22 protein-coding genes, 4 tRNA genes and 1 pseudogene are annotated in these 22,692 nt (G+C 37.7%); 21 read left to right on the top strand and 6 right to left on the bottom strand.

The genetic code is table 11. From position 1 onward, the window contains the following. Positions 1-179 precede the first annotated feature (179 nt). The 13 genes and pseudogenes from C9J38_RS10775 to C9J38_RS10710 all read left to right on the top strand — a co-directional run bounded on the left by C9J38_RS10775 (position 180) and on the right by C9J38_RS10710 (position 9,480). Positions 180-419 carry a hypothetical protein gene (locus tag C9J38_RS10775; RefSeq protein WP_107207082.1) on the top strand — a complete coding sequence of 80 codons (240 nt, stop codon included), beginning with the start codon at positions 180-182 and terminating at the stop codon, positions 417-419. Between the two features lie 432 nt (positions 420-851). Beyond that, a complete protein-coding gene (locus C9J38_RS10770) occupies positions 852-3,833 on the top strand; it encodes an HD domain-containing phosphohydrolase (protein WP_233217716.1) in 2,982 nt (993 codons plus the stop codon). Between the two features lie 563 nt (positions 3,834-4,396). Further along, positions 4,397-5,764, top strand: a complete 1,368-nt coding sequence (locus tag C9J38_RS10765) for an MFS transporter (RefSeq protein ID WP_233217717.1) — start codon at positions 4,397-4,399, stop codon at positions 5,762-5,764. 304 nt (positions 5,765-6,068) lie between these two features. After that, complete coding sequence (locus C9J38_RS10760; protein ID WP_233217718.1) at positions 6,069-6,344, top strand: KUP/HAK/KT family potassium transporter; 276 nt, start codon at positions 6,069-6,071, stop codon at positions 6,342-6,344. A 10-nt stretch (positions 6,345-6,354) separates the two neighbouring features. Then, positions 6,355-6,681, top strand: a pseudogene (locus C9J38_RS10755) (winged helix-turn-helix domain-containing protein); the annotation flags it as partial. 123 nt (positions 6,682-6,804) lie between these two features. After that, the gene (locus tag C9J38_RS10750) at positions 6,805-7,113 is read left to right on the top strand and encodes a hypothetical protein (protein ID WP_233218498.1); all 309 of its coding nucleotides are present in this window, start codon (positions 6,805-6,807) and stop codon (positions 7,111-7,113) included. Beyond that, positions 7,106-7,297, top strand: coding sequence for a Sec-independent protein translocase subunit TatA (locus tag C9J38_RS10745; RefSeq protein ID WP_107207079.1), 192 nt, complete (start codon positions 7,106-7,108; stop codon positions 7,295-7,297). Before C9J38_RS10750 ends, C9J38_RS10745 begins: the two co-directional genes overlap by 8 nt. A gap of 121 nt (positions 7,298-7,418) precedes the next feature. Next, positions 7,419-7,652 (top strand): hypothetical protein, encoded by a 234-nt coding sequence (locus tag C9J38_RS10740; RefSeq protein WP_107207078.1) that lies wholly within the window; start codon positions 7,419-7,421, stop codon positions 7,650-7,652. Between the two features lie 167 nt (positions 7,653-7,819). Next, positions 7,820-7,910 (top strand) — tRNA-Ser (locus C9J38_RS10735). A 46-nt stretch (positions 7,911-7,956) separates the two neighbouring features. Then, a tRNA-Thr gene (locus C9J38_RS10730) sits at positions 7,957-8,032 on the top strand. Between the two features lie 9 nt (positions 8,033-8,041). Continuing rightward, a tRNA-Tyr gene (locus C9J38_RS10725) sits at positions 8,042-8,126 on the top strand. 7 nt (positions 8,127-8,133) lie between these two features. Further along, a tRNA-Asn gene (locus C9J38_RS10720) sits at positions 8,134-8,209 on the top strand. A 632-nt stretch (positions 8,210-8,841) separates the two neighbouring features. Further along, positions 8,842-9,480, top strand: a complete 639-nt coding sequence (locus C9J38_RS10710; RefSeq protein ID WP_107207076.1) for a MarC family protein — start codon at positions 8,842-8,844, stop codon at positions 9,478-9,480. A 284-nt stretch (positions 9,481-9,764) separates the two neighbouring features. Here C9J38_RS10710 and C9J38_RS10705 read toward each other — a convergent pair whose 3' ends face one another. Together C9J38_RS10705 and C9J38_RS10700 are read right to left on the bottom strand one after the other, a co-directional pair. Then, complete coding sequence (locus C9J38_RS10705; RefSeq protein WP_107207075.1) at positions 9,765-10,409, bottom strand: murein L,D-transpeptidase catalytic domain family protein; 645 nt, start codon at positions 10,407-10,409, stop codon at positions 9,765-9,767. Positions 10,410-10,637: 228 nt separating this feature from the next. Next, positions 10,638-11,252 carry a murein L,D-transpeptidase catalytic domain family protein gene (locus C9J38_RS10700; RefSeq protein ID WP_107207074.1) on the bottom strand — a complete coding sequence of 205 codons (615 nt, stop codon included), beginning with the start codon at positions 11,250-11,252 and terminating at the stop codon, positions 10,638-10,640. 293 nt (positions 11,253-11,545) lie between these two features. On the opposite strand from C9J38_RS10700, the gene fabV reads away from it, so the two are divergent. The 3 genes from fabV to C9J38_RS10685 all read left to right on the top strand — a co-directional run bounded on the left by fabV (position 11,546) and on the right by C9J38_RS10685 (position 15,314). After that, positions 11,546-12,775, top strand: a complete 1,230-nt coding sequence (fabV, locus tag C9J38_RS10695) for an enoyl-ACP reductase FabV (protein ID WP_107207073.1) — start codon at positions 11,546-11,548, stop codon at positions 12,773-12,775. 41 nt (positions 12,776-12,816) lie between these two features. After that, on the top strand, positions 12,817-13,743 hold the full coding sequence (locus C9J38_RS10690; protein WP_107207072.1) for an alpha/beta hydrolase: 927 nt from the start codon (positions 12,817-12,819) through the stop codon (positions 13,741-13,743). 353 nt (positions 13,744-14,096) lie between these two features. Next, entirely contained in the window at positions 14,097-15,314 is a 1,218-nt protein-coding gene (locus C9J38_RS10685) for a hypothetical protein (RefSeq protein WP_107207071.1), read from the top strand. A gap of 108 nt (positions 15,315-15,422) precedes the next feature. Here C9J38_RS10685 and C9J38_RS10680 read toward each other — a convergent pair whose 3' ends face one another. The 3 genes from C9J38_RS10680 to C9J38_RS10670 form a co-directional block, all read right to left on the bottom strand. Next, positions 15,423-15,944: a YbaK/EbsC family protein gene (locus tag C9J38_RS10680; RefSeq protein ID WP_233218497.1), complete on the bottom strand. Its 522-nt coding sequence runs from the start codon at positions 15,942-15,944 to the stop codon at positions 15,423-15,425. A gap of 159 nt (positions 15,945-16,103) precedes the next feature. Continuing rightward, entirely contained in the window at positions 16,104-16,583 is a 480-nt protein-coding gene (locus tag C9J38_RS10675; protein WP_107207069.1) for a methylated-DNA--[protein]-cysteine S-methyltransferase, read from the bottom strand. Between the two features lie 156 nt (positions 16,584-16,739). After that, complete coding sequence (locus C9J38_RS10670) at positions 16,740-17,660, bottom strand: M14 family metallocarboxypeptidase (RefSeq protein WP_107207068.1); 921 nt, start codon at positions 17,658-17,660, stop codon at positions 16,740-16,742. A gap of 315 nt (positions 17,661-17,975) precedes the next feature. Here C9J38_RS10670 and C9J38_RS10665 point away from each other — a divergent pair, with 315 nt between their 5' ends. From C9J38_RS10665 to C9J38_RS10655, 3 genes are all read left to right on the top strand, one after another. After that, complete coding sequence (locus C9J38_RS10665; RefSeq protein WP_107207067.1) at positions 17,976-18,509, top strand: Dps family protein; 534 nt, start codon at positions 17,976-17,978, stop codon at positions 18,507-18,509. A 208-nt stretch (positions 18,510-18,717) separates the two neighbouring features. Beyond that, a complete protein-coding gene (locus C9J38_RS10660) occupies positions 18,718-20,406 on the top strand; it encodes an asparagine synthase-related protein (RefSeq protein WP_107207066.1) in 1,689 nt (562 codons plus the stop codon). Positions 20,407-20,471: 65 nt separating this feature from the next. Then, entirely contained in the window at positions 20,472-21,014 is a 543-nt protein-coding gene (locus C9J38_RS10655; RefSeq protein ID WP_107207065.1) for an NUDIX domain-containing protein, read from the top strand. 47 nt (positions 21,015-21,061) lie between these two features. Here C9J38_RS10655 and C9J38_RS10650 read toward each other — a convergent pair whose 3' ends face one another. After that, entirely contained in the window at positions 21,062-21,472 is a 411-nt protein-coding gene (locus C9J38_RS10650; RefSeq protein WP_107207064.1) for an META domain-containing protein, read from the bottom strand. 276 nt (positions 21,473-21,748) lie between these two features. Between C9J38_RS10650 and C9J38_RS10645 the strand changes: the two genes are divergently transcribed. Then, positions 21,749-22,378, top strand: a complete 630-nt coding sequence (locus C9J38_RS10645) for a fumarylacetoacetate hydrolase family protein (protein WP_107207063.1) — start codon at positions 21,749-21,751, stop codon at positions 22,376-22,378. A 96-nt stretch (positions 22,379-22,474) separates the two neighbouring features. Continuing rightward, on the top strand, positions 22,475-22,690 hold the full coding sequence (locus tag C9J38_RS10640) for a DUF3820 family protein (protein ID WP_107207062.1): 216 nt from the start codon (positions 22,475-22,477) through the stop codon (positions 22,688-22,690). The last annotated feature ends 2 nt before the right edge of the window (positions 22,691-22,692 follow it).

The following is a 22,692-nucleotide window of genomic DNA, read 5'->3' as shown; positions in this document are numbered from 1 at the left end:
ACGGCTTTTTTATTTGTTAAAGTTTTTGATGATCGGCCGATATAGTTTAGGTATTCGGTTAATAAAGATCGTTATTTGAACTTATTTGATATAGATCTTGAAATTATCGAAAAAATGTAACTAAATTTAAATTTCAACTATAATCGAAGAAAAGCACTAGGTGTATAGGGATACTGGTTATGTTTAATTTATGGAAAAAGCAACAAATTGATAAGCCTGTATTAGGTACCGCATCTATCGCTAAGCAACGCTTACTTGGTGAACTGCGTACTAATCGCATTCCGTACAATGTTCAAATGATGAAAGATGAGCTATCGAGACTACTATCTCAATGGGCTGATATAAAAGATAATAAAATTGAGATTGTGAAAACAGCTGAGTCGAAATCATTATTGAAGATAAGATGCCGTTGTTCGTAATTTGAGAAACGTTAAATATACCTCTTTTTTGCTTAAGTCTTTACTTAAGCAGAATTTTCACATTATTCGTATTAAGTATTTTTGCTTTTAGCTGTCCTATCTCTTGTACTTCTTATTTTTACAAATATCTTTACTATTTTTTGCCATTCCTAACGATTTTTACATATATTTGTTATCTTCTTCTTAAATATGCCGAATAATTGTTATTGATATATTTAGTTGTTTGTATGATTTATGTAACCGCAAGAAAACGTATGGGATAGTGTAGGTATGCAGGGATGGACGTTTTTCAAAAATAGAACAATAAGCATTAAATCAATTGTTATTTTTCTTTTTATACTAGTTGCACTTATTACTTCATCGATCGCGATTGGTTTACAATATTACCATAGTAAGCAAATGGCGCGAGATCAGGCAAAGGTTAAGTATCAAATGTTAGCCGAGTCTGTCTCTGATGCTGTAACAGATGTTAGTGATGATGCCATAGCAACGGTAAAGTACCTCTCACACTTAGGCACTATTCTTGATTCGCCATCTAAAGATGTTATTCGTCGTATTTTCACTAATGTTTTAAAAGACAACCCAAGTTTTTATAGTGCCTTTATTGGAACGGATAAAAACTATGCCTATATCATTATTAATTTAGATTCTATGTCTGAAGTAAGACGCAAAAATAATGCATTAAAGCAAGATCGCTGGCTGATTATAGAACGAAGTGCTGATTCAAATGGTATGACACAATATGATTCTTTTTATGATGCCAATTTTAATTTACGAAAAAAAATAAAACGTAAAAATGTTTTTTCACCAACATTACGCTCTTGGTATATAAATGCGACACGTGGTTCAGTTTTCCGTACTGAGCCTTATTTATTTTTACCTGAAGAGGTTACAGGCATAACTTACTCAACAGAAGTGCCTACTGATAAAGGCAAGGTTGTTGTTGGTATCGATTTTACACTGTCGCATTTTAATAAATTATTACAAGAAAATAGTGTTAGCGATGTTAGTCATAATTTCCTTTATTTACCATCAGGAGAGTTAGTAGCAAGTAGTGAGCCTTCTTTTAGACAACAGCCATTACCCAAATCTAAACCTTTAGTACTAACGCCAGAAGAGCAAAAATTAATTAAAAATACCCCTATATTGCGCGTATCAAATAAAGAAAACTGGGCACCAATAGATTTTACTATATCGGGGCGTCCTGCCGGATTGATCCCTGATTTACTTTATATGGTGGGTCAATCTACAGGACTTGAGTTTGATTTTTTTAACGGTGCGGGATCACTAGGATTACAACAGGCATATTCCAGTGGAGGGTTAGATATTCTTACGTCTGTACCTGATATTCCAAGTAATCAGGGATTAGGTATTTTTAGTAAACCTTTATTTAAATCTCCCTTTGCCATAGCGGTTTCAGATAGTAAGCATTACGAAAAGTTACAAGATCTAAATGGCAAACGCTTAGCATTATTAAGCAACTGGCCAATTATCTCAGTGATCAAAGAAAAATACCCTTTAATTGATATTGTGACGTACTCACATGTTGATCAAGCTTTAAGAGCAGTAAAAAAGGGAGAGGTTGATGCTTTCATTGATTTAGAAGCTGTACTTAGCTATGTTTCTGAACAATTTATGATTAATGATCTGACTTATCATACATTAAATATTGAAAACAGCTTTCCGTTATCATTGGTTCTGGCTCCTGAAAAAAAGCCACTTTTAGATATTATTAATCGCGCGATTGAATCATTGACGCCTCAGCAGCAACATTATTTACAGCAGAGATGGTTAAATTCTGATGTGGAAGTGAATCGCACGGGTGTCGTACCTTATGTAGAATTAATCGACTTTGCGGCTGATGAGTCTTACCAGAACCAACTGATAGAAAAGAATAGTAATGACGATGACTATTTTTATTATGTACGCGATGTAAGACGTGGTGGACATGATCAAATATTTTTTGCTTCGATGGTACCTAAAGCATCGGTTTATGCTGCCAGTGAAGAAAGAATTCGTACATCTATTTATACATCAGCACTATTATTACTAGTGTTACTTCCGCTAGCAGGATTTTGCGCAAAACCCATAGTTAAGCCAATTTTACTGCTTCGTAAAGAAAATAAAAAAGTGAAGCTGCGACATTATAGTGATGTCGCTGTGATCCCGACTCGAATCAAAGAATTTCATGATCTTTCGATGTCAATTTACACTACCGCTGAATCTCTTCAAGAGCATGAAAAACGTCAAGATGAATTTGTCGAATCGTTTATTCAGTTAATTGCTCAAGCAATCGATGATAAATCCCCTTATACCGCAGGGCACTGTAATCGCGTGCCTGAAATTGCGTTGATGTTTGCCCGTGAAGTGGAAAAATCAAACCAAGGTCAATTCGCCGATTTCCGTTTTAAAAATGCAGCAGAACGTCGAGAGTTTAAAATTGCAGCGTGGCTACATGACTGCGGTAAGATCACAACGCCTGAGCATATTGTTGATAAAGGAACGAAATTAGAAGCAAACTATAATCGTATTCATGAAATTAGAATGCGTTTTGAAGTGTTATGGCGTGATGCGGAACTTAAGTATTTACAACATATTATTGATAATCCGCATGAACAAGAAATAGCATTGGCGACATTAAAACAGACGCAAACACAGTTACAGGATGACTATAAATTTGTGGCTAACGCCAATGTTGGAGGGGAGTTTATGAGTGATGAGCATATTGCTCGTATACATGAAATCGCCAATAAAACATGGTTACGCCACTTTGATGATCACTTGGGTTTATCGCCATTAGAAGAATTGAGTGTATCAGCAAAATCGGAAACGTTACCTGTTGAAGAACATTTGTTGGTCGATAAGCGAGAACACTGTATCAAGCGTATTAATGAGCTAAATTTTGATCCAGCGTTTGGAATAAAAATGCAGGTACCTGAGCTTCAATACAACCTGGGCGAGATTTATAACCTAACGATTAAACGTGGTACGTTAACAGCAGAAGATCGCTTTAAGATCAATGAACATATGATCAGTACAATTAAGATGTTAGAAAGTCTACCGTTCCCTGATGATCTCGCGCGTGTACCGCGTTACGCCTCAACCCACCATGAAACAATGAAAGGCACAGGATACCCTCGTAAGCTATCTGCAAAAGATCTCAGTACTCCTGAACGTATTTTAGTGATATCTGATATTTTTGAAGCACTAACAGCGGCAGATCGCCCATATAAGAAGGCAAAACCGTTAAGTGTTGCGATAGATATTTTGCACAAAATGGCATTAGATGAGCATATTGATATGGATCTATTTAAATTGTTTTTATCAAGTGGCGTTTATATGCAATATGCTGAAAAGTTTTTACCTTCTAAGCAAATTGATGAAGTTGATATTGATAAGTATCTTTCTAGTTAGTCATTTTATGTAACATTTTTTTGATGGTTTTTTGATGGTTTTTTGATGGTTTTTTGAATATTAGCCCACATTTTTAATGTGGGCTTTGTTTTTGATATTTATTCTCATTAAACAGAGGTGTCTATTTTTTGGCTGATGTAACGCTATTTAATAACAGATAGAGTGTCATAATTTAAAAGTTAGATTTTATATTTGATACATAACGGCAACTTTAAAATAAAAAACAGTGTGGACTTAGTGTTATTAATAATCTTAATAACTTTAACTGTATGATTACTATATCAATACTGGTCATTTTTCTTATTTAACTGAAATATATCGATATATTCATTTTTATATTGTGATTTCATCCATTAAGTCAAGAGAAAAATATATCTTATATTTTTACTCTCGTCTGTGTTTATATACGCGCACCTTTAATACTTATATTGGTCGTAAGACTATAAGCATTGCTGATTTTTAACATGAATCAAAATCTAGATATTCAATGTCAAAAAACTATTCAAAACTATATTGATGACACATCAATATGGGGAAAAGGGTCAAACCGCTTTTGCCTGTCAATGACAAAGGTACAGTGGCGAATTTGGTTATTGGCGACATTTGGAAAGTTTTTCGAAGGAATGATCGTGTTTATGATGGGGCTAACTTTGCCCTTGATCACGCTGCAATTTCATTTAACAGAATTTCAAAAAGGTACCCTGAGCTCTTCAATACTGTTCGGCATATTAATTGGTGCAAGTGCGTTAGGGGGGTTATCTGATCTCTACGGACGAAAGAAAATGTTTATCATTGAGATGGCATTACTTTCTGTTTGTTTAGTCGGTATGGCATGTAGCCAATCTTACTTTACTATCTTACTGTTTAACTTTGGTATCGGATTAGCATTAGGGTGTGATTACCCGACCGCGCATTTAATGATCTCGGAAAGTATTCCGACTAAAAATCGCGGTAAGTTGGTACTTGGTGCTTTTGCTTTTCAGTCGATTGGTGTTTTGGTAGGGATCCTCACAGGCATTATCGTACTGACTTATGCTGAAGATATTAATGCATGGCGCTTAATGTACATATTGGCATTGGTTCCGTCATTGGCAATAACGGTTGCACGTTTCTTTATTCCTGAAAGTGCACACTGGCTACTGTCGAAAAAACGTGAGAAAGAGGCTGAAAAATCACTGAAACAATTATTAAATCGTGATCCTCAATCTGATATGACATTGACGGTTGTGCCATGCCCTGAAGGTGAAGAGCACCATTCATGGTTAGGCGGTTACAAGAAATTATTTAAGCAAAAGTACCGTGCAAAAACGATTTTGGCTTCTGCTCCTTGGTTTATCCAAGATTTAGGCACATATGGTATTGGTATTTTTACTCCTGTTATTTTAGCGTCGGTGCTTGACCCACATGTCGTTGTTACGGGAGATGTGCTTCATAGTACGATAGCAAGCATTGTATATTCAGCGAAAGGTACGGCATTGATTGACTCCTTGCTTATTATTGGGGTGATCTGCGCAATTATTTATTCTGAATCGATTGGTCGTATGAAGTTGCAAATTTATGGCTTTATTGGCTGTGCGGTCGGTTTGGCTTTAGCTGCTGTGTCGATAAAGCTAAGTAATGATTATCAAATATACCTGCTGTTTTTAGGCTTTATGTTGTTCAATTTTATGAATAATCTTGGCCCTAATGCGCAGACTTATTTAATTTCAGGCGAAGTATTTCCGGTTAAAATTCGTGCTAAAGGCGCTGGTTTTGCTGCATCGATTGCAAAGTTGGGTGCGATTTTAGCTGCGTTCTTATTCCCTATCTTAATGCATGAAATAGGGGTGTTTAATTTATTACTTTGTCTTGTTGCTACATCACTATTTGGTGCATGGGTAACATATAAATATAGATTTGAAACATCAGGAAAAAATATCGAAAATATTTAGATTGATTACTAAAACTGGATAATCATTAAAAATAGATATTGAAAAAGAGCGTAAGAATATTTCTTACGCTCTTTTTTTTATTTACGAATACTGTATTTTTAGCTTTAAATATAAACAAAGTTTATGTTTTCTTTATATTTTTCTTCGTAAATATTCCCCTTTATTTCCCTTCGCCTTGTTAACCTGTGTGCCTCTATTTCGTCATAAGGTACAGTGTTTCCCCAATATGGGATGTACATGATAGTCAACGATACAAAAGTAAAAACAGTCTTTATGGGGACTGACGTGCCTATCTATTGGGGCTGTGTATGGTGATATTGGTACCAGTTCACTGTATACCTTTAAAGGTATGTTTGAAGGTGAACACTCAATAGCCATTAACCAAGCAAATGTTTTTCTTTCATTAGTCTTTTGGACCTTAGTGATAACGGTATGTATAAAATGTTTAGCGTTAGTCACACGCGCTTCGAATAAAGGTGAAGGTGGTGTTTTAACATTAACCTCTCTAGCGCATAACGTAGCGCCACCGCATTTTAAAAAAGGTTTTAGGTCTGTTGGCGGCTGGTTTCTTTTTTGGTGAAGTCTTATTACTCCGGCGATGTCAATACCGTTTTGGTGATGTATTACTTGATATGGCAATGCAAACAGTAATGTATAACGGTGAGAGTATTAAGCTCACGCCTAAAGAATATAAAATACTAATATTACTGGCAAAAAATATGGGTAAGGTTTTGACTCATAAGCAAATATTAAAAGAAGTATGGGGCGGTAATTATACTGAACATGCCCATTATGTTCGTATTCATATCGCTCAACTGCGTCATAAAATAGAAAAATCACCGGCTCAGCCTCAATATATCATCACTGAAAATGGGGTGGGGTATCGCTTGATCAATGGAGAGATAGTTGATAATTAAATGGGGTCGATTTTGCTGAATATCGTTCTTTATAAAAACTTTATATGACGTAATGTATTTATTACATAAACCTTAGATCAAACTTTATACCATGGGATAAAGCGTTGAAGATAAGGTGGATATATGTTTTTTTATATTGAAATGACAGCAGCAGTGGTCTTTTTTATAGCTATGCTAACTCGTACTTGTTTTTTAAAATCAACGTGGCAGCAACTGACGACTGTTGCGCTACAAGTTATTTCTGTGTGGTGTCTGATCCATCTATTTTTAACCCATGTTTATCCTGAATTTTTGTTTGCGAAAAATGTGATTAGTGTGTGCTTTTCTATGGTATTTATCCTTTCAGGGTTAAAAGAACACTATGAATCATATGCTTACCTAATCACCAACCCGACACCACGACGAAATAATAGGAACCAACATCATGGGTGAAATCAGTATTGGCAAACTACTTATTGTTGCTGTTATTTTCGTATTGTTATTTGGTACAAAAAAATTGAAAAACTTAGGCAGAGATTTAGGTTATGCATTAAAAGGTTTTCAAAATGCGGTTAAAGATGAGCCCGCTAAAGAGAAAACTGCTGATAAAAACGTGGTTGATGAAACGACTCGTTAGTATTTTTACGATGTAAGTGCATAGTGTCAATTGCTTGAAAAACTCAATATTATTTTGTCTCTCTGTTTAAATTTTATTAATTCGTTATGGTAACAGCAGAATTTTTGAATCGGTATTTATCATGAAACGTGGATTGATAATTGATAATAATCTTACAGTGAATAAAGCAGCGATCTTGCGTGTTGAATTTGATAGTTCATTTATTATGTTGTTCTTCGCAGATCAAACGGTTATTAATATTTGTCTAAAGCAAGATGAGCTACATTTTTCATCAGACCAAGCTTATTATCTCGCTGAAGCTGAGTTTGAGCGTGTTCAAACTGAAATTCAGGCGTATTTTAATAGTGAGTTATAGAAAATAGCGACGAGCTTTTAGTATGCGTTTAAACAGCAAATTGCACTAATTCTTATGAGCTGATGTGTAATTCTTCGCGCTATCGTTTGAATGTATAAAAGTTACGCATATGGTTTATACGGCACTTTACAATGTAAAATGTGATCGCTATCATACGCCGCACTTACGGAGAGATGGCTGAGTGGTTGAAAGCACCGGTCTTGAAAACCGGCATACGTTTATAGCGTATCTAGGGTTCAAATCCCTATCTCTCCGCCATATTTAGTTGTTAAGCTTAGGCTTGATGATAAAGCGAAATTTTAGTGCCGACTTAGCTCAGTAGGTAGAGCAACTGACTTGTAATCAGTAGGTCACCAGTTCGACTCCGGTAGTCGGCACCATTAAATTTCGGTGGGGTTCCCGAGTGGCCAAAGGGAGCAGATTGTAAATCTGCCGGCACTGCCTTCGAAGGTTCGAATCCTTCCCCCACCACCATGACAATTCCTCCTTAGTTCAGTCGGTAGAACGGCGGACTGTTAATCCGTATGTCGCTGGTTCAAGTCCAGCAGGAGGAGCCAAATAAAAAAGCCCGCAATTGGTTGCGGGCTTTTTTATTTCTGCAATTTTAAACAAATCTATAAAAAATAAGATTATGCAATCACTCCAATTCCTGGGAGCAATTTTGCTGGGGGAATTGTACGGTTGGTTCTTCCTGAACAAATCCTTTCAACAACCTACTGAAGCTGTGCCATCCATAGATATGTGGCTACCATCCCTATATCAGCCTACTGAGGTTGTCCCCTCCATGGGGAATTCCGTTGTCTTCAACCGTATAAAGATAATATCAATTGCGAGTGATATTGCAGCAGAATGAAAGCAAAATTTTGAGAGCGCACAATATCTTTATCACGCTTTTATATGCAATGAGTTGTTTTTGTCTTATTTCTATTTCATTTCACATCTGAAAATATTAAATGTGATTTAAATCATGTAGTTATATTTATGTTGCAATCTGTTCTATCGGTAATTAGTTGTGTTTTTAATGATGAGTTTTAAGCATTATTGTTGGTAATGTGAGCGAAAATACCTCAAAGGTTGAGAAATTGTTTGTTTTTGTTGCTGTGTTGTTTTTGCTATTTTATTTTTATTAAATATGATTCATTCAGGAATGTGTTGTTTTAATTATAAATCTTATAGAGAGAGAGGTTGCATGCACGACTTAATAACAGTCGCTATTACTGTATTCATGGGTTTTTTCGCGATGATGAATCCCTTTGCGAATACGGCAGTATTTGTGGGAATGACAGGTGGAATGCCAGCAAAACAAACAAGAGCAATTGCCGTTAAGGCTCTGGTTACGGCTTTTTGTATTATCACAACGTTCTGTTTTTTAGGAAAAGGGATCTTTAGTGTATTTGGTATTACGCTACCTGCATTACGTTTAGCGGGGGGAGTTTTAGTCTTTCTTGTTGGTTATCACATGCTGCAAGGTAATACATCAAGTATGCATGAAACAAAGGAAGAAGAAACATCTGGTAGTGGGGCTGATATTGCGATTTCTCCATTGGCTCTACCGTTACTTGCAGGCCCTGGTACGATTGCGACAGCGATGAACTACTCTGCAGCAGGGGGGATGTTTCATATTCTTGTGACGGTTTCTGCCTTTGCTTTACTGTGTGTTATCACGTTTTTTTGCTTTATTTATGGCCCTAAACTGATAGAAAAAATTGGTCAAAGTGGGATCAGTATTATTACGCGCTTAATGGGATTAATTTTAGCCGTGATTGGTATGCAGATGGGGATCCAAGGGGTTCACGATGCAATCGTGTTATTCTCTAGCGCTAAGTAAGATTCAGTTATATTTATAAACGAATGTGATGATTTATTAGACTAAGCCCATACATAGATTTTATATGTATGGGCTTAGTTTTATTAGACGAGGTATTGACCTTCCCTTTACTGGAACCTTTATGCTCATGACTCTTATTATTTTATGAATAGACAATGTATGAGCTGTTGTAACAAAGCCCCTAAAGGTGGCGCTTATTTAGGTTTATTACTGAAATTTATTGGCGTTATTTTTTTATTGTTACTGGTGGTTGCGTGTTTCAGTCACTAGCATGATAGTACCGTTTATTTATTGTGTCTGTTGTTATGGGCGTGAGCATAAATAGAGCCCCCTTCTTTAAGTAGGTCTACGATTTCTGGCGTGATCTCTCGTGATATCGCCGGACATCCCCAACTTCGGCCTAGCATCCCAATAGCATGAATAACATTTGGCTCAGCGTAGCTTGCACCGTGTAATACAATTGCACGTTTTCGCGCATTTGAATTACTAGGGCTCATGCCATCTAATCGTAAAGAAATACCGTATTTACCATAATAAGCTTCACCAACACGGTAAGTACCTAAGCTGGTTTGTCTACTGTTCACCGTGTTGGAAAATTGGGTAGCATACAGTTTGCCGCTGTTTATACCGTGAGTGACAAAAGTTCGATGGAGTAGGGCTCTTTTCTCGATATCTATGATTAAAAATCTTTTAGAGTCAGAAGGTTGAGAGTAATCAATAATCGACATTATAGGTTTGTTGGCAACCCGTAAATGCTCACGATAAGCATTGAGAAATATATCAAATTCAACGTAATTTTGGAGCTGAGCATGGTCGTAAACCTTCCAAGCGTGTGTTGCTCTCATTGCGTTAGCGTAAGGACTACTAAAAAGTAAAGATGCGATAATGAGATATTTGAGTTTTAGACGGAAAAAAAGTGAAAACATCATAACCCCCTCCCATATTGAACGTGCTTATTAGATCGGTGATGGTATATAGAAGAGATGTATGAATATTCTGTGCCAATTATCTAAAAGACAATACATTGTTTACACGACTCAGCGTGGGCTTGGTTGCAGTATGTGATGGTCGAAAAAAAGAGATATCTCAGAAGTGAATAAAGAAAACTCGTGCTAAAACGAGCTTTCTAAATGGCATTTTGCAAACAATAAAGCGAATTATGATCGCGCATGAGCGTAAATTGAACCGCCTTCCTTTAACAAGTTGACGACTTTTTTGGTTAACTTCATTGGAATGGCTGGACACCCCCAGCTACGTCCAAGCATACCTAATTTTTTAATGGTACTTGGCTCTGCGTATTTTGCCCCATGCAGCACAATCGCACGTTTTCTTGCATTAGAATTTGATGGACTCATCCCATCAAGACGTAAAGAAAGTCCATACTTACCATGATAGGCCTCAGCAACACGATAGGTGCCTAAGCTGGTTTGTTTACTGTCAACAATATTAGAGAATTGTGTAGCATAAAGATTGCCGCTATTGATGCCGTGTGAAACAAAAGTACGGTAAAGCAGTTTTTTCTTATCGGTATCAATAATAAAAAATCGGCGGTTATTCGATGGCTGGCTGTAATCAATAATCGACATAATCGGTTTATCTGCAACACGAATATGTTCTTTATAAGCCGTCATAAAAATATTGAAGTCTAAGTGCTTCTTAAGTTTTGTTTCTTCATAAATAACTTTGGCTTGCTGTTGTAATGAGATCTTTGCATATCCGCTAGAACTAAAACTTAACAGTAAAACTATAAAAACACTCGTCCATACCTTCATCATTGCTTCCTGCAAAAATTTAAAGTGCGACCGTCAGTTTGATATTTGATCGGATTTTAAATAAAGCTATGGCTATTGATTTTTGGCTCAATAAGACAAAAAAATACTTTGGTTAATATTTTTTGATGCAAATATGAATCATTTTTAATGGTGAAATCTATAAAATGTTTAAATTTTGACTTATCGGTGATGTAAATATGACGTTATCAGTTAATCATCAGGTTTTATTATTGGCATGTATGGCATGCTGATCAGTAAACGATGATGTATTAATCGATAAGAGGAATGGTTCAATGGTGATTCAACCTGAAATTCAAGGTGTTGTGGCACGAACAGCACATCCTTATGGTTGCCAGCAAGCAGTACTACAGCAGATTGATTATGTACAGTCTGCTGCGCCGATCACACAAGGTCCTCTCCGAGTATTAATTTTAGGAGCATCATCTGGATTTGGGTTGGCATCACGTATTGCGTTGACCTTTGGTGGTGCGCAAGCGAAAACCTTGGGTGTCTCTTATGAACGAGGTCCAAGTGATAAGGGGATAGGCTCTGCGGGTTGGTATAACAATATTTTCTTTAAGCAAGCGGCTGAGCAGCAAGGCTATACTGCCAAAAATATTGTGGGTGATGCATTTTCAGATGAAGTGCGTCAACACGTAGCGCAAACAATACGTGATGAGTTTGGCGGACATGTTGATTTAGTGATTTATAGCCTAGCAACCGGTATTCGTCCCGATCCTGAAACGGGTAAGGTATGGCGTTCATGTTTAAAAACCGTGGGTGAAAATTTTTCTGGTTATAGTGTTGATTTAGAAAAAGATAAATTAGTCCCTGCGGAACTAACTGCTGCTAGTGACGAGGAAATTTTCGCTACAACAAAAGTGATGGGCGGTGAAGATTGGCAACAATGGATAAACTTTTTGTTATCTGAAAACCTGTTAGCTCCAAAAGCTAAAACTTTGGCTTACTCATATATCGGTCCTGAGTCGACATATCCTATTTATCATCATGGGACGCTTGGTATTGCCAAGCAGCATTTACATCAAACCGCGCACGCAATTAATCAACAATTAGTTCAGATGATCAATGGTCAAGCTAACGTAGTGGTGTGTAAAGCATTAGTGACAAAAGCCAGTGTCTTTATACCGACATTTTCGCCCTATATATTGGCGTTATTTAAAGTGATGAAGCAAATGGGAAATCATGAAGGGTGTATTGAGCAAATGCAGCGTCTTTTTGCACAAAAAATTTATTCATCGGCTGATACTGAAACAAAACAGCGTAATGATTCAGACGAGCAATCAGATCAGGCTCTGATCAGAATGGACGATTGGGAACTAAAACCTGAAGTACAGTTGCAAGTAAACAAATTAATGGCAGAAATGAACGCTGACAACTTTAGACAGGTTGGCGACTATGCTGGATACAAGTCAGCTTTTTTAGCCCTTAATGGCTTTGGTTTATCATCTGTTGATTATACTCAGCCTGTTGATATTGAAGAGTTATCAAAATTAACGCCCTAATTATTGTAGGGTAACGGTCAATGCCTATATAAAGGATAGATATGCGCCAATTAACGACTTTATTAGAACAATGGCTTAATAGCTTTAATAAAGTGATGGATGAAACCATTGCCAGTGGTATTCCGTTTACCGTACCAACGGTGAGAGAAGGTCTTGCTGCCATTACTCGTGAGCTAGTCACCGAGATTCCCGATATTGCGTTAATTGAGAACTTAACGATTAAAGATAAAGTGCCTATTCGCATTTATCATCCTCAACCAGAGACGGCACTCCCCGTATTAGTTTTTTTTCATGGTGGTGGGCATATGTCGGGTAGTGTCGAGGTTTACGATCCTATTTGTCGGAAATTAGCACAACATAGTCAGTTTATTGTTGTATCGGTTGAATATCCTCTTGCTCCCGAACACCCTTATCCTGCCGCGATTGATGATGGTTATTTGGTTTTACAATCGCTGTTTCAAACTTTGATCCGTGCTGAGTTAAATTTTGTACCGCAACTTTCTATTGCTGGAGATTCAGCGGGTGGTGCTATTTGTGCCACGTTAGCACGAATGGCACAATTTGATGATGAGGTTGAAATTACCAAGCAAGTACTCATTTACCCAAGCCTTGATTACACATTAAGTTTTCCATCTGTTAATCAAAACGGTATGGGGTATTTGCTACAACAGTCTCGTATTGAATGGTATTTCTCGAATTACTTTCAGCATAATGAAGATAGACGTAAAGCATCACCTGTGTGGGGACCCTATAGTATGGCGCTGCCTGAAAGCTTAGTGATCACGGCTGAGTTTTGCCCACTAAAAGATGAAGGTATCGCGTATGTCGAAGCGTTAAAAAAGCAAGGTGTAGAAGCAGAGCATATCCATTTTGACCAAATGATCCATGCCTTCTTAAATATGGAAAACATAGTAAAGAGAGAGTGTGAGCAGGCTTATACATCTATAGGAGTCTTTCTTAATAAATAATTATGAATACATCTGAAAAAGAAAAGCCGTAATACTGAATTACGGCTTGATACTCGAGATGATTGTATTGCTTGCGTTATTCAAAGAACGATTCAAGTAGTGAATATAAGCCACGAAGTAAATCCATTTAACACCTTCCATAGTCAAAAATTGGCAACAGTAATCTGTGCGACATGCATCTCTGTTGCTCTATTCCAGAATAGATTTATTCGCTTTTTAGTCAATATTTGTTAGCGGGAATATCTCCGATAGTGAAGCTTGATCACGATATTTGAAACTTTGCATTAGTGGTAATACTTATCAGTATTTTCCTTCCGCTACACTTAGAAAATAGTGAGATAAGGAGATGCGAAATGTGGTTGAGTTCGAACTGTAGATATCTGTCTTCTTTTCTTTTTATCGTGGCTTTTTCGCTATTACTTACCGCTTGTGATGATAATCACCAAGAGATAGAGCTACATGCGGAAGGGTACCCTGATCTCAGTAGGGTTGCCGCACACTCTGCTACGACACCAAAACAGTACCTTGCGTGCGCTAAAAATTATCGAAATAGCTGTTTAGTCAGCCAATTCCCACCGATAGGGTTAACGTTCAACACTGCAGTGACATTGACGGATATTGAGCAACGAATCTTTGTTTCTCATCCTTGGATGGCCGAGCAATTTTTATCTACTTTAGCGTTGCTTTCGTCTGACGTCTTGCCTTTATTTCGCTCCGTCAGTGCTATCGTCATTGCTGATGATATTCGTCCTTCTTTTTATAGTGCTAATACTGCAACCATTTATATTGATCCTCGTTATTTATGGCGCAACGAGCAGGAGTGGCTAACAATTATTGCTAAGCCGGACTTTCGTGATCAATTTCAGGTTAATGTACCGTTTTTGGCGGTAAGGCAAAGTGTCGATAGTGAGGGAAATTATGCGCCTTGGGTGAGCAATGAGTATGCAGAAAATAATACGATGCGTACTACTGATCAGTTATTACCCGCCTTATTTAGGCTATTGGTGCATGAATTGGCGCATGCGGTGGATGCGATTCCACCTGCTTCCCTAACATCACTCGATCCTCATCGGACTATTTATCAAAACATCAACGCGATGACCCCATTAAATCAGACTCTCTATGATCGGTTTCCACTGCAAGATGGGCTTTTGTTTGATGCAGCCAATGTACTGTATGACGGTGTTACGCCAAGCTATGAGGTTAGTACACTCACTGCTTTACAAGCTGGTGCGCATTTTGAGGTAGAAGGTGCAAGTGATTTATATGGTTACAGTAACCGCAAAGAAGATATGGCAATGTTATTTCAGTCTTACATGATGTATGAGCACTTTGGCTTGCAGGATAGGTTTTTATTTCTTTCACAAAATGAGGGTATAGCACTGGGTTGTGGTCGTTATACCGTGGAATGGGCACAAACAGGGCGTATGTTTGATCCGTTAGTCTATGAGCGAATGGTGTTAGCGGCTGGAGCAATATTGCAGCGAGATCTCTCCGTTAGCTCTACCCCAGAGCGTAAAGCCATGCAGATCCCCACAGGAACATCTTGGTGTGAAATGATTGATGAATAGGTAGGAAATACGAACACTGTTGTATCTAACAGCATTCGCAAAGCATCATCATAAAACCCAATGTGATGATGTGCTTTATTATATCTAGTCAAACGAAGCATGATAGGGCTAGTCCCAATCCCAATAACTACTTTCATGCTGTTGAGTAAATAACATTCTGTAGCCACTAATTGTATGATGACTGATGTTGGTCATGACTTTTTTAAATTGCTCGGTGGTGAGGTGAATAAGATTTTCATGATCACCCGCTTCAAGGTAAATGTCGTCGATATCAAACAGTATGTTATCGACGATCATATCCAGATGATAGATCTGCCCTAGATTGGGGATCGCGCCGGGGCTACAGTCTTGGAATAGCGATGACAGTTCGTGTTCACCAACTAAATAGTACTTTTTACCCGTAATTTTACTCACCTTATCTAACATAACGTGACGATTTGCCGGTATTACAGCCATGAGGTAGTTGTGTTGTTGATCTTTTAAGATGACAGATTTAGCCACCTTCGTTGTGGGAACGTGTGCTGACATTGCGGAATTAAAGGATGAGTCGGTAGGACGATGGTGAGTTAGTTTAAGTTCAATATTATGGTGTGATAAATATTGTTCGACAGAGATTGCTGTGGCCATCATTGCCTCCTCATATCTTCGCCTTGGTTTATTTTAAAACGCCGATTCTCTTTTACTTATATGCTACTCATAAACGCGACATTTAACAGTAAGTATGGCAGGTATCTGCTGTTGTAGATGAGTTTATCAATAGAAAAATATAGTCAGAGTGGGGGCATTTTATTATTTAAACTGACTTTCTAGTGCGAGTAACTGTTGCTTAATATGATTTCCTCCCGCATATCCTCCTAAATTACCACTTTTAGTGATCACTCGGTGGCACGGTACAATAACGGATAAGGTATTTTTACCGTTAGCGCTACCGACAGCACGACACGCGTTTGGATTATCAATAGCATTTGCTAATTGTTGATAGTGCCATGTCTGACCATAGGGAATTGTCGTTAATGTTTGCCATACACGTTCTTGAAATTGTGTGCCTTGAAACGATAAAGGTACTGAAAATTGTTTTCTATCACCTGAAAAGTATTCAGCTAATTGTTCCTCACATTGCAGCAAGATAGCATGGTCTGGTTTGAGTATGGCGTGATGTAAAGAGGGGATAGTATGGCTTTCAAACCAAACAGAAAGCAGTGCATTATCGTTTGCCGTGAGAGTCATTTTCCCTAATGGGCTATCAATGTGTTTGAAAAAGATATCCATATCGGCTTGCCAAATTCGAGGTGAGTGATGGCTTTATTATGGGGAATATAAATCTGCAATTCAAATGTTGGTATTTAGATGTTAAAAATAACAAAACAAAAGATAGAAAACGCTAACCTTGCATATAAAATAACAAGGTTAGCTGAACATTATTTATTATTTAACGTGTTGCTTTAAATAGTCTAATGCACCTTTAATTGCGGCAACTTGCGCCATATTACATTCTTTTTCTGTCACGCGCGGGCTATCAGGATAGACTTCGGTCGTCGAGGTATACAACGCATCTGTTACGCTTGCACATAATCCTAATGCTTTTAATGGGTAGTTAATTACGCCTTCTTGGGTAATCGCTTCACCAATAATATTCCCGTTGTCATCAGGTGGCGCTATATGGGTAACGTGGCGTACTTCATCAATAATTGCAGTTTGGAAAGCATCTTGAGGGTTTTCGGTATCACCAACCACATAGAAGCCGTCAGGTACACTGTCTTCAATATATTCTTTACCGTCACGCGCTGCTAGTGCAGGACGAAACTCGGACTCGTCGGTATCCGTCGTTTCATGAAGATCAATATGCGCTAGAAATGATGTTTTTTGCTCTTGAACTAAGCGCATTAAAGCCGCTGATTCTTCTGCTGGGCTATTGGGGATGAATGAGCGGTTAGGATCAACAGCGTTAGGGTTCCAACGGTTGATGGTTTCATAGCCCCAAGGGCTCACACAAGGCGCAATCAGAATATTAAAATCATCACTGTAGTGTTTAGCTTCTAAAGCGGCAAATGCAAGTGCGCCGTGGACACCGCTCGTTTCATAACCGTGAATACCACCGGTGATTAAAATTGTTGGTTTATTGCTATCCCAATTACGCGATTTTATCGCAAAAAGAGGGTATTTATCAGGGGCATAAGACAGAGCACCATACTGAGTGACATCAAAATCATTTTTCAATGCATCAATTTTTGTCACAACTTGCTCAAGGTAAGAACGTTTAATGGTTGTCTGTGCTAACCATTGTGCTTTTTCGTCGCTTCCCCAAGCTTTACCTGCTTCACCAATGTGGTAGGTAGATGACTGCATTATTGCCTTCCTATTTTTATTTTTAAATTAAATAACTTTTTACATTATGCTTAAGTTTTTGGCAAATATGGTTTTATTTATAACGAATACTGTTGCTGTAGATATAAGGTAATTTTATATCGAAAAATATTAGATGAATATTATTTATTAAATTCAATCAGGAGCTTGCAGTAAATTAAATATTATTGATTTTTGATACAAGTAATTAAAGGCTCAATATTAAGTTGCAATAACAACCGACAAAAGAATATTGTCATACAAATTAAAGGGGATATAGTGAATTCGTTGTCACAAATAACATACTAGGAAAAGACGATGAGTACTATCTTGAATGAATCACAAATTGAAGATGCAAAATTACACCTTACTCGTCCTCTAGCCACACCTACAGATTTAAGTGTAGACGCGACTAAAGAGATCAGTGGTGCACTAACAGCGATCCTTGCTGATGTTTATGCAATTTATATGAAGACCAAAAACTTCCATTGGCATATGAGTGGTGCACATTTCCGTGATTACCACTTAATGCTTGATGAGCAAAGTGTTCAATTGTTTGCAATGACCGATGACATTGCTGAACGTGTGCGTAAAATTGGTGGAAAAACTTTACGTTCTATTGGTGAAATCTCACGTATGCAGCGTATTTTAGACAATGATGCTGATTATGTTGAACCTGCAGATATGCTTGCTGAACTTTGTAGTGATAACAAACAATTAGCTGCAGAACTTCGTGCTGCGCATACTTTATGTGATGACTGTGGAGACTATTCATCAGTGAGTATGATTGATAACTGGATCGATCAAACCGAGCGTCGTGTTTGGTTCCTTTATGAATCATATCGTCATTGATAATGAATCTCTGTCTATTACGATAGAAAATGAAGCTTCTCTATAAAATTTAATAGAGAAGCTTTTTTATTATATTTGTAGCAAGATGCATTGATTAATAAAGAATAAAAAGAGAAGCATCATATAATAACGATGAAACAAAGCGTTATGTTTGAAAAAAGTTGGTTTATTTTTTGCAGATATTCATTCTTCACAGTGGGAGAGATGAATGAGTATTGTTGCAGGTGTGATTTCAGAAGCTTGGACTTCAGATTTATTGCTCATAAAAAAAGAGATCGCTCAACATTTATCGCGTAATCCAACCGATATAAGGCATGAGTATTTCGATAATCATTTGTACTTTTGCCGAGTCGCCATTGATTGTCATCGCGAATCGAGCTGGGCTGAAAATCATTTACGCTTTTCTATGGTTCTTGGACATACCTTAATGTCTTCTTCACTGACTCAAGACGTTAATACGCTTTTGCAGCAGAGCCTTTCGAATTTCCCACAATTATTGGCTAAGGCTCAAGGTACGTATTGCGTGCTAGATTATAATAAACAACGGCGTGCATTAACTATTTTTGCCGATAGTTTGGCAATACGTCCACTTTATTATATGAAATATAAAGGGAGCGTAATTTTTAGTTCCTGTTTACGTTTGTTCAATGAATTGAGTGTGACGTTAACGACCAACTTAGCAGGGGCGACTGAATATGCGGTAATCGGTTATTCACTTGGCAATAAAACCCACTATAACGAAGTGTACTCTATCCAACCGGGAGAAAAATTAACCTTAACAAGCACTTCACTTGTTAAAGAGCGGTACTTTCGATGGTCTGATATGCCGTTTAATTGTATTGATGATAGTGAGGGAGCACTTCAGTTGGATCATGCCTTTAAGCAAGCGGTCGACCTAGCAATAGGTAATGATCTTCATGCGATCAGTACACTGTCGGGGGGGTTAGATTCTCGTGTTATTGTCGCTGAGTTGTTAAAGCGCGGAATAAAATTAGAATGCATGAACTTTTCCTATCAACGGTCGCAAGATGAGGTTTATGCCGAAGTTTTTGCACAATGCCATGATTTTCCACTGCATATTGTGAATGTCAGTGATACTCAAGAGCAGACTGTTGAGCAACGTCTAGGACATTATTGGCGATCGACACAGTATCCATTTTATCTGCAAGTGGAGAGGCCTAGGCTAGTATGGTCGGGTAATGGTGGCAGTGTATGTATTGGTATGGTGTTTTGTGATGATCAGATTCTTGCCGCATGTGCCAGTGGCGATCCTTTTGCTGTGGCAAAAGCATATTTAAAACATCAGCATGCTTATATTCCTAAACGAATGGTAAAACAAGGGGCGAAATTGCAGCAGCAGTTAGAGCTAAATATTGTTGAATGCTTATGTCAGTACTCACACTTACCATTAGATAAAGCATTTCAACTCTTTTTATGGGAAAACGATCAACATCAACACATCGCTCCTGCACTAGAAGATATGGATAAATTTCGATTAGATTTTCACTTACCGTTTTACAGTAAAGCGATGCTGGAAGTGATGTTCGCGTTACCGGTATCTTCAGCGGTAAAACATCAACTCTATATGAAATGGCTTAATCAGTCATATTCAGAAGCGTTACTTACGCCGTGGCAAACCTACCCGGGACATTTACCTTGTCCGCTAAAAAATAATCTATTACCGCCGTTAAGCCAGTGGCAGTTAGCGTCGAATGTTAGAAATAAACTGGATTTACTGAAAATAGGTGTCAGCACCTTATTTGATGCAAAAGGTGAGTTTTATAATCGTCATTATCTAGGGGCTAATTGTATACTGACAGCATTAGGCTTACACCGTGGTGAATCAACATTGAATGTTGTTAAGCGTATGAATCAAGTCCTGAAATCCCCTCATTAGTAATCATAGGCAGAGTTAGCTAAAATACGCAGCCTAGTTATCGACAGTGATGAGTTCTGTGTTATATGCGATTTTTAAAACTATCTGTTCACCCTGATCTTGCCAATATTGACTTTAATACAACTGACTTAGCAATATTTCAACGCGATGCCGCAAGAGCCATTGTATTAAATGGTGAAGATATTTTGATGTTATACACAGAGCGTTATCATGATTACACCTTACCTGGTGGTGGCATTGATGCTGGAGAAGATAAAGTCGAAGGGTTGATCCGAGAATTACAAGAAGAAACTGGCGCAAGAAATATTCGAGATATTAAAGCGTTTGGTCAATATGACGAATATCGCCCGTGGTATAAGCCAGATCATGATGTGGTTTATATGAAATCATACTGTTACGTTTGTACTATTGATAAAGAGTTAGGCGCAACTCGCTTTGAAGATTACGAAATTAAAAATGGTATGAAGCCGGTATGGATCAATATTTTTGATGCGATAGCGCATAATGAAGAGACGATGAAACATTCTGAGAAAAAGGGGATGTCGATTGAGCGTGAAACCTTTTTATTGAAATTGATAGCAGAAGAGCTCATCACTGTTAATGCATAAAAAAACGGAGGTATTGAGCCTCCGTTGCATTGAAATCAATCGGTGAATTATTTTACTTTCTTAAATGTCACGGTGTGACGTTCAGAGCTGATAATCAATGTGTTCTGGTTCACTAGGTAATCTGATGGACCTGTTAGCATTCTTTTTACGAATCCATCAACAATAGCTTGTTCGTTTTGAATACACATTTTACGGGTTGACGCTAAATTTTTAGTCAGTAAATTCTGGCCAGTTAGTGTCAGCTTGCCTTTTAATGTATTACAGCCGTGGTAAGTGACCGTCAAATTATTATCAATCACTAATTCTGGCTTTTTAGGTAATGCATCTACAGGCTCTGAATGCCCATCAATCGCCATTACTTCCCATGTGCTTGGAAGCGCTGCAGCATCTTTAGGAGAAGAACTACAACCAGTTAATAGTGATGTCAGTAAAAGCGTACTTAATAAAATCTTTTTCATTATTTTTCTCATGTCGTACAGCAAGAAGGTGCGTTAGATACAGGTGTTGACGATGATAAAGAGCAACGGTCAATAGTCAGATGTGTCAAAAATAACGCAATATTATTCTGTGTCTTGCTTACAAAAGTCAGATGAACATTAAAACTTAACAAGCCATGAAGTGTGACAAATAACCGTAAAAATGTAAACGGCATCTGTTTTTTATTTTTATGTTTTTATTCATTCATAAATATATGAATAATAGACGTACTCATGATCATTAAGGATAATTATTTGATGCAGAAGATTACGCTAAGTTCACCCACTGGAGATAAGTATATAACACCATCAAAAGTGGTATGTGTTGGTCGAAATTACGTTGAGCATATCTATGAGTTAAATAATGAAATTCCTACGCAACTTGTCTTGTTTACGAAACCCAATTCTGCCATTTCTCAACAACTCAAAGCTAAGCATAGTAACGATTTCCTACATTATGAAGTTGAAATTTGTTTTATGTACCAACAAGGTCAGTTTATGGCTGCGGGAGTGGGAATAGATTTAACAAAGCGAGAATTGCAAGCGACCTTAAAACAAAAGGGCCTACCGTGGGAACGAGCAAAAGCGTTTGATGGATCCGTGCTTTTTAGTGATTTCGTGCCACTTCCTAATATTGCTGAAACGGAATTTGAAGTGGTGTTTGAACAACAACAAGAGGTTTTACAGCGAGGCGTTAGCTCTCAAATGATCACAAAACCTGCCGCTATTTTGCAGGAAATCCAATCATTCATGACATTAGAAGATGGTGATATTGTTATGACGGGAACACCAAAAGGTGTCGGCGAAGTGAATGCTGGTGGTCATTACACTGCAAGCCTTTATATTGATGGGCAAAGAGTGGTCGCCCAGTCATGGGATGCGGCATAGCGTGATAATCAACTGATTTTTAATTGACAAAAATTTCGCATATTTACAGCTAAGCATTGTTACAATACTTAGCTGTTTTTCTATGTGAAGAAAGTAATGTTTCAGCAAGAGCATGTGATTAAATTAGCAAATATGAAAATGCCGTTTGGTAAGTACGCCGGTCGAATCCTTATCGACTTACCTGAAGAGTATTTATTGTGGTTTCAGAAACAAGGATTTCCTGACGGTGAGTTAGGTATGCTGATGGCTTTGGCGCTTGATTTTAAAATTGAAGGTCTCGAAAGCGTGATTCGACCATTGCGCAAAGACTAAGC

This window comes from Photobacterium sp. GB-210 (genome assembly GCF_003026075.1).
In the GTDB taxonomy this organism is placed as follows: domain Bacteria; phylum Pseudomonadota; class Gammaproteobacteria; order Enterobacterales; family Vibrionaceae; genus Photobacterium.
Note: the sequence above shows the minus strand (reverse complement) of the source record. Positions and strands in the feature narration are given on the sequence as shown.

Excerpts from the sequence above, each read along its gene's own strand:
- C9J38_RS10680 (WP_233218497.1), bottom strand. The coding sequence starts at position 15,944 with ATGATGGCCACAGCAATCTCTGTCGAACAATATTTATCACACCATAAT.
- C9J38_RS10740 (WP_107207078.1), top strand. The coding sequence starts at position 7,419 with ATGAAACGTGGATTGATAATTGATAATAATCTTACAGTGAATAAAGCA.
- C9J38_RS10775 (WP_107207082.1), top strand. The coding sequence starts at position 180 with ATGTTTAATTTATGGAAAAAGCAACAAATTGATAAGCCTGTATTAGGT.
- C9J38_RS10770 (WP_233217716.1), top strand. The coding sequence starts at position 852 with ATGTTAGCCGAGTCTGTCTCTGATGCTGTAACAGATGTTAGTGATGAT.
- C9J38_RS10655 (WP_107207065.1), top strand. The coding sequence starts at position 20,472 with ATGCGATTTTTAAAACTATCTGTTCACCCTGATCTTGCCAATATTGAC.
- C9J38_RS10705 (WP_107207075.1), bottom strand. The coding sequence starts at position 10,409 with ATGATGTTTTCACTTTTTTTCCGTCTAAAACTCAAATATCTCATTATC.
- C9J38_RS10700 (WP_107207074.1), bottom strand. The coding sequence starts at position 11,252 with ATGAAGGTATGGACGAGTGTTTTTATAGTTTTACTGTTAAGTTTTAGT.
- C9J38_RS10765 (WP_233217717.1), top strand. The coding sequence starts at position 4,397 with ATGACAAAGGTACAGTGGCGAATTTGGTTATTGGCGACATTTGGAAAG.
- C9J38_RS10670 (WP_107207068.1), bottom strand. The coding sequence starts at position 17,660 with ATGCAGTCATCTACCTACCACATTGGTGAAGCAGGTAAAGCTTGGGGA.
- C9J38_RS10645 (WP_107207063.1), top strand. The coding sequence starts at position 21,749 with ATGCAGAAGATTACGCTAAGTTCACCCACTGGAGATAAGTATATAACA.
- C9J38_RS10675 (WP_107207069.1), bottom strand. The coding sequence starts at position 16,583 with ATGGATATCTTTTTCAAACACATTGATAGCCCATTAGGGAAAATGACT.
- C9J38_RS10690 (WP_107207072.1), top strand. The coding sequence starts at position 12,817 with ATGCGCCAATTAACGACTTTATTAGAACAATGGCTTAATAGCTTTAAT.
- C9J38_RS10745 (WP_107207079.1), top strand. The coding sequence starts at position 7,106 with ATGGGTGAAATCAGTATTGGCAAACTACTTATTGTTGCTGTTATTTTC.
- C9J38_RS10640 (WP_107207062.1), top strand. The coding sequence starts at position 22,475 with ATGTTTCAGCAAGAGCATGTGATTAAATTAGCAAATATGAAAATGCCG.
- fabV (WP_107207073.1), top strand. The coding sequence starts at position 11,546 with ATGGTGATTCAACCTGAAATTCAAGGTGTTGTGGCACGAACAGCACAT.
- C9J38_RS10685 (WP_107207071.1), top strand. The coding sequence starts at position 14,097 with ATGTGGTTGAGTTCGAACTGTAGATATCTGTCTTCTTTTCTTTTTATC.
- C9J38_RS10650 (WP_107207064.1), bottom strand. The coding sequence starts at position 21,472 with ATGAAAAAGATTTTATTAAGTACGCTTTTACTGACATCACTATTAACT.
- C9J38_RS10710 (WP_107207076.1), top strand. The coding sequence starts at position 8,842 with ATGCACGACTTAATAACAGTCGCTATTACTGTATTCATGGGTTTTTTC.
- C9J38_RS10750 (WP_233218498.1), top strand. The coding sequence starts at position 6,805 with ATGTTTTTTTATATTGAAATGACAGCAGCAGTGGTCTTTTTTATAGCT.
- C9J38_RS10660 (WP_107207066.1), top strand. The coding sequence starts at position 18,718 with ATGAGTATTGTTGCAGGTGTGATTTCAGAAGCTTGGACTTCAGATTTA.
- C9J38_RS10665 (WP_107207067.1), top strand. The coding sequence starts at position 17,976 with ATGAGTACTATCTTGAATGAATCACAAATTGAAGATGCAAAATTACAC.